Source organism: Nostoc sp. 'Peltigera membranacea cyanobiont' 213 (assembly GCF_002245975.1).
Classification (GTDB): Bacteria; Cyanobacteriota; Cyanobacteriia; order Cyanobacteriales; family Nostocaceae; genus Nostoc.
Genome location: NZ_NOLI01000209.1, coordinates 1 through 10,162 on the forward strand (window position 1 = coordinate 1; position 10,162 = coordinate 10,162).

Below are 10,162 nucleotides of genomic sequence, written 5' to 3' on the forward strand. Positions count from 1 at the left end.
GGACTGGGGACTTGGAACTTGGAAGATTACCTAATATGCAATCTCCAATTCCCAATCTCCATACTTAATTCCTTGTAAATTGATCTGTCCACTTATCGTTAGCTTGACTACACTTAGAAATTAGCAACTGCATTGCTGTCCTTAAGCAGAATGATTATGAAGTTATCTTTAAAGCAACTGGGCGTTTATGTGTTCTTACTGGTGTTCGGCTGTGGTGCAGGTTTGTTTGGTAGTCGCTATCTCCTGCTACAAAATCCCTCTTTCCAACAGTTAAAAAATGTAACAATGGCTTCGCCTCCAGAATCCGTAACTCCGAATCCTTCTAATGCACAAATTGGGGCCAGTGGGGGCGATAGTAATGTGAATTTTATTGCGACGGCAGTGCAAAAAGTCGGCCCGGCTGTGGTGCGAATTAATGCCACTCGCAAAGTCGCCAATCCCATCTCTGACGCATTAAAAAGTCCCCTCTTGCGGCGGTTTTTTGGAGAGGATGAGCAACCAATTCCCGAAGAACGGATTGAGCGGGGTACGGGATCGGGATTTATTTTGAGTGAAGATGGAGAATTACTCACTAACGCTCATGTAGTAGCAGATACGGATACAGTACAAGTCACCCTCAAGGATGGTCGAAGTTTAGAGGGAAAGGTGGTAGGAGTTGATTCTGTAACAGATGTGGCAGTGGTGAAAATAAAAGCGAATCATTTACCGACTGTTAAACTGGGTAATTCGCAAAACTTAATACCAGGAGAATGGGCGATCGCAATTGGCAATCCTCTAGGTTTAGATAATACTGTCACTATTGGCATCGTCAGCGCTACCGATCGCACTAGCACTCAGGTTGGTGTCCCCGATAAGCGAGTCACCTTTATTCAAACTGATGCCGCAATTAACCCTGGTAATTCCGGTGGCCCCTTGTTAAACGCCCAAGGCGAAGTTATTGGTATTAATACTGCCATCCGCGCTGATGCTCAAGGACTCGGTTTCGCTATCCCTATTGAAACCGCCGCCCGCATTGCCAATGAACTTTTTACCAAAGGGCGTGTAGAACATCCCTTCTTGGGTATTGAAATGGCAGACCTTTCTCCCATCAAGAAACAGCAGATTAATCAAGAAAATCAACTTAACATTCAGCAGGATGTTGGGATTGTGATTAAAGGAGTCACAGGGGATTCTCCAGCCAAGCGTGGAGGATTGCTTCCTGGAGACGTGATTCAAAAAGTTAACGGTAAAGCAGTTAAAACCTCAGCCCAAGTTCAAAAGCTGGTAGAGTCCAGCAAAGTTGGTGACATTTTAACTATCGAAGTTAACCGTAGCGGGAAAATTCAAACCTTCAAAGTACAATCAGGAGCTTATCCTGAAAGGAAGTAGTCAGAATAATTCGTAATTCGTAGAGAGCGTCATTACGAATTATTTGGTCAATAGTCCCAGAATGTTTGACTATTGACTATATAACTACTGACCATTAGACAAATGCTCTAACTGCATTCTTTGTTCCATTTGGCGCAAAAAATACCCCGTCATCATGGCCGACGCTAGAAGCCCAGCTAAGTTATCCCGATCTGTTGTGATTTGCACGTTGAAATTTTCTGCGGGGAGCATTCCCACTAGCCCTTGGACATTTTGCGAGATAATTTGTTTAATTTCGGGGCTGGCGGATTGAGCAATCCTCGCTAAAACATCAGGAGACTGATGTTGTAGATATTTGAGTAACTGATTGGGGTATTCTTCAGAGTGGTCGGAAAGAAGTTGATTAGGGTGTTCCTCAGAGTTGTCATTTAAAAAGTCAGGATTAAACACCATTGGCAGTTTTATTTAGCTTAATTGCTAACTCTACTCTAAACCATAGTACAAGGCTAGCGCATTCACCACGGTTATAAGTCATTGGGAATGGGGATTGGGGATTGGGGATTGGGGATTGGGTAATTTTCCTAGTCCCCAGTCCCTAGTCCCCAGTCCCTACTGCTTTTAGTTCTAGTTCTAGTTCTAGTTCTAGTTCTAGTTGTTCTTCCTTCTGGCTGTTGGAAAGTATTTGCGGGAGTTGTTCTATTTGGAAATATTGATGAAATTTTGGGGTTACTTGGAGTGAGTAGGAGCGAGAATCGCTGTCTCGGCGTTTGCGGATGAAACCAAGTTCTACGAGTTCTGGAACGTGTTGATATACTCCTGAACCGCGCAAGTTAATCAAGTCGCTCTGGAGTATGGGACTATTGAGGGCGATCGCTGCTAAAGTCCGTAATGCACCTACACCCAACTCTACTGGTATCATCGTTTGCACTAAATCATGAAAGTCAGACCTTAGTTGCAAACTATAACCATCTGGGGTTTCTATTACCTCTAGGGCGCTATCTCGGTGGGCATAGTTGTCCATTAGTTCAATTATGCCTTCTTTGACAGTGGCGCGATCGCACGCGGCATACTCGGCGATTTCGCCGAGCGACAAGGGTTTACCCTTTAAATAGAGAATTGCTTCTATCTTCGTCGCTGTGGCTGTAATCATTTAGTTGTTAGTCATTAGTTATTAGTCATTGGTCATTAGTACATGACAACTAACAATCAACAAGTGTGTGGCATTATATCGTAAATTGTCAAAGTATTTTTTGAAAGTCTCTAATTTGTGACTGGGCACTTGTACTGAGCGTTGTCAAAGTATTGGGGATTAGTTATTTTCCAATCCCCAATCCCTCAAGCACCTCTAGTTGTAAGAATAAATTCTGCGATCGCTAAATCTTGGGGAGTTGTCACCTTCAAATTTGTCTCCTCTCCCTCGACAATTCGCACTTCAATACCGCACTTTTCAAATAAAGCGGCATCGTCAGTTACTTCCCAACCTTGCCGGACACCTTCAGCGTGGCACTGTTTCAACAACTTGACATTAAATCCTTGGGGAGTTTGTGCAGCCCACAAATTTCGTCTGTCGGGTGTTTCTTGAATTATGCCTTGTTCATCGACAACTTTGATCGTGTCTTTGACGGGTACACCAGCAATTAAACCGGGATAGTGGCGAATGGCCTCGGCACAAGAGTTAAATAAATCTGGTGTGGCGAGACATCTGGCCCCATCATGAATCAACACTTGTTCTGCGGCTATTGGCAAAGCCTGCAAGCCATTGTAAACAGATTCCTGACGGGTGGAGCCACCTTGAATCAATTCCACAGGTTTAGTCAGCTTCAAATCGGTGAGAATTGCCCTGAAGTCTGGCCAATCGCTAGGCTGAGAAATAATCCCGATCCAACTGATTGTATTGGCGGCTTCTGCGGCTAATAGAGTCCAGGCAATAATTGGTTGCGATCGCACTTTCAGCAAGAGTTTATTGCGGTTACTACCCATTCTTTTTCCGATTCCCGCAGCTGGAATTAGTAAATACACAGAATTCCTCAATCTTTAAGCTATATATTTTCCCCTAAAATAGGGAGCGAGTAAGCGTCAATAAATATTATGCGAGTAGTAGCCCTTGTACCTGGCGGAATTGGCGACCAAATTCTCTTCTTTCCGACTCTAGATGACCTGAAGCGCAATTACCCTAACGCTCAGATAGATGTCGTTGTTGAACCCCGGTCAAAGGCTGCCTACCGAGTGAGCAAGTCAGTTCACGAGGTGCTGAACTTTGATTTTCACGACCGTAATAGTCTGGCAGATTGGGGTAACTTGGTGGGGACAATTCGCGATCGCGAATACGATGTTGTCATTGCTGTGAAGCAAATTTGGTTGCTAGGTCTTTTACTTTGGTTGACAGGAATTCCCATACGTATTGGCTACAAAGGCAAGGGTTCGGTTTTTCTGACCCATGCTGTGCCATTTAAACCATCCCAGTATGCGGCGGCAGTATATCACGATTTGCTGCAACCATTGGAAATAAATAGTCCTGTCCCAGAGTTAGCAGTAAATGTGCCAAAACCAGATATTGAGTGGGCACAAAAGGAACAGAAACGCTTAGGCGTACATGAAACAGGTTATATCCTGATTCATGGCGGTTCTGGTCATTTATCCCAGGCTAAAGAACTGGATAAAATCTACCCTGTGGAAAGTTGGCATCAAATTATTCAAGGCTTCCAAGACAAGCAGCCGGATCTGCCTGTGGTGGTGATTAAGGGGACTGACGACGAGCAGTTTGTGCGATCGCTTTTGGGGTCTTCTCCAAATATCAAGGTGACTGCCCCAGATGATATTGGCAAGTTAACTGCTATAATCGCCGGAGCAAATTTGATGTTGTCTACTGATAGTCCGGCACTACAACTGAGTGTTGCAGTTCAAACCTATACCATCGCCCTATTTGGGCCCACCGATGCAAATAAGTTGTTGCCGAAAAACGATAAATTCCTGGCTATTGCATCCCCCACGGGAAAAACTGCGGATATCTCACCAAACGCAGTTTTAGAGAAAATCTGGGGTGGCTAAACCAACAGTTTGTCCCAATTTCTGCAATTACTCTATTAGGTATCCAATGTAGTCATGCTTTTGTTGAATAACCGCAAAACCTGGTTGTGACAGCTAGATTTTGCGGTTATTTCAGTATTAAATGAAGAATTCAAATTATATGCTTGAATCGGTCAACTCAATTGTTCAAATTTAAATTTTCCTTTAATAAACTTGTTAAAGTACTGACCTTTAGACGGAGCATTATCTAAGTCTTCTTTCACACTAGGAGAGACTTTGAAATACTCGTAAGCACTTCCACTGTCAAATTCAATAGTCAGTGTTTGAGTTTTTGGCTCATAGGTAAATTGCTTAATAACACTGCCTTCAGGCTTGAGTAGAGGGAAAGCAATTACATCCCGAATACTGGCAGAATCAGTTAACAACATTACTAACCGATCGATCCCAATCCCTAAACCACCTGTAGGCGGCATTCCATATTCAAGGGCTGTCAAAAAGTCTTCATCCACACCTTGGGCTTCTAAGTCGCCAGCAGCTTTTCTTTCAGCCTGGGCTTCTAGGCGTTCTCTTTGATCGATGGGATCTGTAAGTTCTGAGAAGCTGTTCCCAGTTTCTCGCCCGACGATAAATAATTCAAATCTTTCCACCAAACCAGGTTGAGAACGGTGGGGTTTTGCTAGAGGCGAAATTTCTACAGGATAATCAATTACGAAGGTAGGTTGAATTAAATTAGCTTCTACCTTTTCTTCAAAGGCTAAATTCAGTACCTTGCCAATTGATTTGGCTTCATCTACACCAGGAATACCAGCATTTTTACTTGCTGTTTTTGCTTCTTCTAATGTTTGGAAAGAATTGAAATCCAAGCCTGTAAATTCTTTAACTAAATCGTGCATTGTTACCCGCCGCCAAGGTGGAGTTAAATCTATAGGTTCCCCTTGGTAGGTAATTTGCAATGTGCCGAGTACGTCTTGGGCGACAGTGGTAATAATTCCCTCAGTCAGCGCCATCATATCGTTGTAATCGGCGTAGGCTTGGTAAACTTCAATTGTCGTAAATTCGGGATTGTGTCGAGTAGAAATTCCCTCATTACGGAAAATCCGTCCCAATTCAAACACTTTTTCAAAACCACCTACAATCAACCGCTTGAGATGGAGTTCTGTAGCAATTCGCAGATACAATTCCATTTCTAAAGTGTTGTGGTGGGTGATAAATGGACGCGCATCTGCACCCCCAGCTTCACTTTGCAAAACTGGCGTTTCAATTTCGAGAAAATCTCGCTGTTCCAAATAACGACGAATCCCAGCAGTAATTTGAGCGCGACGGCGGAAAGTTTGTCGTACTTCTGGGTTAACAATCAAGTCAACGTAACGCTGACGGTAGCGCTTCGCAACATCCGTTAATCCATGCCACTTGTCAGGTAGGGGCAACAGGGATTTAGTCAGGATAGTATATTGTTTAACGTAGACAGATAATTCGCCCTTTTCAGTCCGTTTAATAGTACCTTTGGCTCCCAGAATATCGCCTGCATCTGTGAGTTGTTTTAAATGATTGAAGGCATCAGCATCAATATCTGCCATGCTTTCTTGGATGCGATTTTTATCTAAATAAAGCTGAATTGTGCCAGTTTCATCTTGCAAAGTGAAGAAAGCCAGTTTACCGAAAACGCGACGCGCCATAATCCGCCCAGCGATCGCAACTTCTAAATCAACTTCTTCACCACTGGCTAAATCCGCAAATTGTTCTTGCAACTGCGCTGCATGATGGGTAGATTCCCAACGATAGGCGTAGGGATTAGTCCCTAGCTGCTTGAGTTGTTCTACTTTCTCCAGCCTCGCGGCTCGGATATCTTCTTCCGACATGGTAACGAACTAAATAGGGCAAGATTAATTATAGATGCTGCAAAAGTTGAGAGGAAGAGATATTTGCACTTTGCAGATGATAATATCGCCAAACCAAATACAATGACACAAACTTTACTCATTGAGGTAGCAGATACAACACTAGACACGGATCGCAAACAGAAAGCACCTTTATATACTAGTGCGGGAATTGCTGACTACTGGATTTTGGATGTGAATCAGCGTCAGGTTTTTGTTTTCCGCGAACCAGTTTTGGAAGGCTACAATCAACAATTTATTTTGCAGGAGAATGCAACGTTATCCCTGATTGCATTTCCAGAAATTGAAATCCATATTAGTCAAATGTTTCCATAAGTTAAGTAACAAAATTTGAGGATGAAACTTTTTCTCGACCAATTCTTGATAAATGAGAATAAAATCTATAGTTAAAAGAACTAAGTTAAATAAAGTAACATAGCATTTCCCAAATTATTTGCTGCTATGTAGTAAGCTGTTATTCCCTTGTAGTATTCAGTTAACCACTCTACTGTCTCTGGTTCTGACCAATCTATAATCCCCACTTGTTCTTCTTTAACTTCTTCTCGTTTATACCTTGTTATAAAGCCATTTTCTGAGAGTTCTGATAAAGCTTCTGCTACTTGCCTCACTTCATCGGGTATTAAATATCTATGTTTGCCATAACCCTCTTTGTTTCCTATTTCTGTACCACCCAGGATGGCATTTACTAAAGGTAAATTATCTATATCTAGCCTAGGACTAATATATTGTTCTATATACTTTTTATTCCCTAGAATTGGATTAAAAATTTTAAAAAAACTCCAATTATTCAAGGAAATTTTGGGTAAGTTGTTTGAGGAGTTTTTACTTACTAAAAAAGATAATTTATCTGTATGAGTATATCCAGTAAGTAAAAAATGCAGTTCGTGCCACGATTTACCTAAAGATAATTCTGAAATTTGCCACTCCTTCAAAAATTCTGCTCTTGTGTTTTTTATTTGCTGATTATCTGTCCACTTAAATTCTTTAAATTTATCCTCTGACTGTTGCTGGATATTAAGCCTTGAATTACCTGATATATAAATAGCTTCTTCCCAAAAAGGAGACTCAGCCAAATATTTAGCACTAAAAAATATATCCAAGAAAGATGAATTTATTTTAAATTTATCTAACATTACAGGTGATATTTGCTTAAGTTCACCTACAATACCCATGTATATCTCCTTTTTTTTATTCTAAAAGGGGAATTAGTAATGAGATACCTACAATAAAAAAATGCGATCGCTTGAGCGCATTTTATCCAAAAGACTGTCATAGAAAATATGATTGATATCTTCTATGACAATGATTCAATAATCTAATGTACAAGTCAAACCATTATTTATGGTCTATTATTAGCGAATGCCTAGATGCAATAGCCTTCATTTTCAAATTAGTAAATTGAACGATCGCCTGTACAAATTCTTGCTGTTCTGGTTTTAAATTCAGCTTTTGTAGGGCTTGATTCATATTATTACCAGCCCGGAGATTGTGATTAAGTCGGACGCGTTGCGATGTGTTTAATACTGCCTCAATTTCCCTGTTCCTTCTCTGACGCACAGCCTGAAGTTCTTGGCTTTGCAAGGGAGTCAGGTTAATCTCAGATGAGGTGGAGTAGCTTGCCGTTTTGTTAATTTGGGCGAAAATGACACCAGAATTAGTATGTAGTTGAACCGGTACAGCTAAGGCAATTCCCGGCATGGAAAGGACAATACTTAGAATAGCAGCGAACATAGAGAGCCGTTTTGTCAAGTGAATTGCCATATTGATAAATGCCTACATCTCATTTAACGCTCAGATATAGTTAAGCAGTTTTTAAGTCTCTAATTTTGAATATTGAATTTATCCTACCCCCAAAAGTACGTTAATGCGTTATAGTTCACATCTTGCATTAATCTTAAGTAGGGCGGGCACTATTTACTAATGCTGAAAACCTCAACTCTGATACTTGTGCCAGTGCCCGCCCGACGGTAATTGCTCCTTAATTACGAATTACGAATTACGAATTACGAATTATTATCAGGTCTTCTCATTCTGTTAATTTCCCGTTGTAATTCCTCAATTTGACGGCGCAAATTATCTGTTTCATTTGCAGAAGATTCTGCTGCAACATTTACTGAGCCGGAAGCAGGCGATCGCTGATAATTTCCTCGGCGAATTTGCTGGTATTCTTCAGATACTGCCCACGCCCGTAAGTAATGCAGGCGTTCCACCGGGAAAGGATGGGTCAACATCGTACCCTGAGCGCCATTGTAAAGCAAGAATTTATATATCTGATTCAGTCCATCTTCATCCAGTGCCTGATAATTTTCTGACTGCTTGATAAACTCTTGTAAACTACATTCATTGGCATATTTTTTACTCCCGCCAGAGAGTTTCATCATCGTTGACATCACAGGATTCAAGTCATCCATCACCAGTAGGGCAGCACGATCTGACGATAACTCGGCTTTCCGCCGCCACTCAAAAAAGGCATAAATCAAGCCTTGTGTTACCAGATTACCGAGTCCGAAGGTCAATTCTCCCAAGGCGGAAGCAGCACTCATCGCCCACATCGCCATTTGAATTAAAATAGTATGACCACATTTAATATGCCCCAGTTCATGGGCTAGCACCGCCCGAATCTCAGCTTCGTCTAGCAAGTCTAGTATCCCTGTATTTATGACTATGTAAGGATTCTCTTGCCCCAAGGCATAGCTATTTGCTTGGGGATCTTGCGAGACAAACAGTGCAGGTTCTGGGTAAATGTCCAAATCTCGGACGCATTCCCGAAACATCTGGTAAATAGTGGAATACTGGCGCGGCCCGACTTGGATGGTGTTACCCATTAGATAGACTAATTGAGGGCGTTCGTAGATAAATTCCACAAATTTACGAGCGATTAAATCAAATCCCGGTAAATTTCGTAAAGCTTGCTCGGCTTGACGATCTAGTGGATGCCTGAAGGCTTCGCTGGAAATTCCTGTGTAAGTTGGCATAATTTAGGGGATTGGGAATTGGGAATTGGGAATTGGTCATTGGTCATTGGTCATTGGTCATTGGTCATTGGTCATTGGTTTTGGGCAAAGGACAAATGACAAATGACAAATAACAACATAATAGAAATGGGGCAATTGGAAGTAAAAGTCACTTTGTATGGAATTTAAAGCGTGTGATTGAGGCAGAAGTTCATTTGTCACTACATAACTTTTTGCGATCGCAAGCGGGGTTCCCTTCCTGGCCCCATCATTTGACGATGGCACGGTTGGTAGCACGCGCCTTGCGCCTGGGACGTAGTGCCCTAATTCAAGTAGGAGCGGTTTGTGGCTATCAGGGGCGGTATCGTACTAGTTTCGTAGCATCAGCCCTAATGTGGCATGGCCCTGTAATTATTGTTGCTCAAGAAGCAGTGCAGCAACTTCTACTGCGGGTGGAAATTCCCCGTCTACAGCAATGGCTACCAGCCAATAAATCGATTAGAACGGGTGACGCTTGGCCTGATGCTGAGTTCCAAGGGCTACTGTTAACCTCCCCAGAAGCTTGGTTAAGAGGACAATTTGCTGGTGGCGATCGCTTTCCCGAAGGCATCCCGACAATTATTGATGGGGTAGACGATCTCGAAGATTGGGTGCGCGATCGACTTACCCAAGATATTCAACCCCATGATTGGGATGAACTCATACTGGCTTGTCCAAATCAAGCTGAGGCAATTAGCGAAGCACGGATACAACTAACACACGAACTTTTTCAGCATCCCGTCAATCCATATCACTGCTATCTAATTTCTCAGCCAGAAATCGAGATTTTAAGCCGTCTTTATGCTGCTTTAGATTCAGCAAACCTCCCAGATAATTGGAAACATTTCTGGCAGCAATTACAAACCCTCAACGAAAAATTTTTCCCCCCTGCCTCCC

General features: G+C 42.2%; 10 protein-coding genes and 1 pseudogene. 4 read left to right on the forward strand and 7 right to left on the reverse strand.

Annotation, left to right across the window (positions count from 1 at the left end; genetic code table 11):
* Positions 1–156: 156 nt before the first annotated feature.
* Entirely contained in the window at positions 157–1,368 is a 1,212-nt protein-coding gene (locus CDG77_RS31900) for an HhoA/HhoB/HtrA family serine endopeptidase (protein ID WP_094333218.1), read from the forward strand.
* An 84-nt stretch (positions 1,369–1,452) separates the two neighbouring features.
* On the opposite strand, the gene CDG77_RS31905 is transcribed toward CDG77_RS31900, so the two are convergent.
* The 3 genes from CDG77_RS31905 to ispD form a co-directional block, all read right to left on the reverse strand.
* Positions 1,453–1,800 (reverse strand): DUF760 domain-containing protein, encoded by a 348-nt coding sequence (locus CDG77_RS31905; RefSeq protein ID WP_094333219.1) that lies wholly within the window; start codon positions 1,798–1,800, stop codon positions 1,453–1,455.
* Positions 1,801–1,942: 142 nt separating this feature from the next.
* Positions 1,943–2,497, reverse strand: coding sequence for an SMC-Scp complex subunit ScpB (gene scpB / locus CDG77_RS31910; protein WP_094333220.1), 555 nt, complete (start codon positions 2,495–2,497; stop codon positions 1,943–1,945).
* Positions 2,498–2,682: 185 nt separating this feature from the next.
* Positions 2,683–3,366, reverse strand: coding sequence for a 2-C-methyl-D-erythritol 4-phosphate cytidylyltransferase (ispD, locus tag CDG77_RS31915; RefSeq protein WP_094333221.1), 684 nt, complete (start codon positions 3,364–3,366; stop codon positions 2,683–2,685).
* 69 nt (positions 3,367–3,435) lie between these two features.
* On the opposite strand from ispD, the gene CDG77_RS31920 reads away from it, so the two are divergent.
* A complete protein-coding gene (locus tag CDG77_RS31920) occupies positions 3,436–4,395 on the forward strand; it encodes a glycosyltransferase family 9 protein (RefSeq protein ID WP_094333222.1) in 960 nt (319 codons plus the stop codon).
* A gap of 152 nt (positions 4,396–4,547) precedes the next feature.
* Here CDG77_RS31920 and lysS read toward each other — a convergent pair whose 3' ends face one another.
* A complete protein-coding gene (lysS, locus tag CDG77_RS31925; protein WP_094333223.1) occupies positions 4,548–6,233 on the reverse strand; it encodes a lysine--tRNA ligase in 1,686 nt (561 codons plus the stop codon).
* Positions 6,234–6,296: 63 nt separating this feature from the next.
* Between lysS and CDG77_RS31930 the strand changes: the two genes are divergently transcribed.
* Entirely contained in the window at positions 6,297–6,587 is a 291-nt protein-coding gene (locus tag CDG77_RS31930) for a Uma2 family endonuclease (RefSeq protein WP_223270091.1), read from the forward strand.
* 80 nt (positions 6,588–6,667) lie between these two features.
* On the opposite strand, the gene CDG77_RS31935 is transcribed toward CDG77_RS31930, so the two are convergent.
* From CDG77_RS31935 to CDG77_RS31945, 3 genes are all read right to left on the reverse strand, one after another.
* Positions 6,668–7,444: a DUF1877 family protein gene (locus CDG77_RS31935; RefSeq protein WP_094333224.1), complete on the reverse strand. Its 777-nt coding sequence runs from the start codon at positions 7,442–7,444 to the stop codon at positions 6,668–6,670.
* A gap of 163 nt (positions 7,445–7,607) precedes the next feature.
* Positions 7,608–8,033 (reverse strand): hypothetical protein, encoded by a 426-nt coding sequence (locus tag CDG77_RS31940; protein ID WP_094333225.1) that lies wholly within the window; start codon positions 8,031–8,033, stop codon positions 7,608–7,610.
* A gap of 242 nt (positions 8,034–8,275) precedes the next feature.
* Complete coding sequence (locus CDG77_RS31945) at positions 8,276–9,247, reverse strand: M48 family metallopeptidase (RefSeq protein WP_094333226.1); 972 nt, start codon at positions 9,245–9,247, stop codon at positions 8,276–8,278.
* A gap of 173 nt (positions 9,248–9,420) precedes the next feature.
* Between CDG77_RS31945 and CDG77_RS31950 the strand changes: the two are divergent.
* Positions 9,421–10,162: pseudogene (locus CDG77_RS31950) on the forward strand (ATP-dependent DNA helicase); the annotation flags it as partial.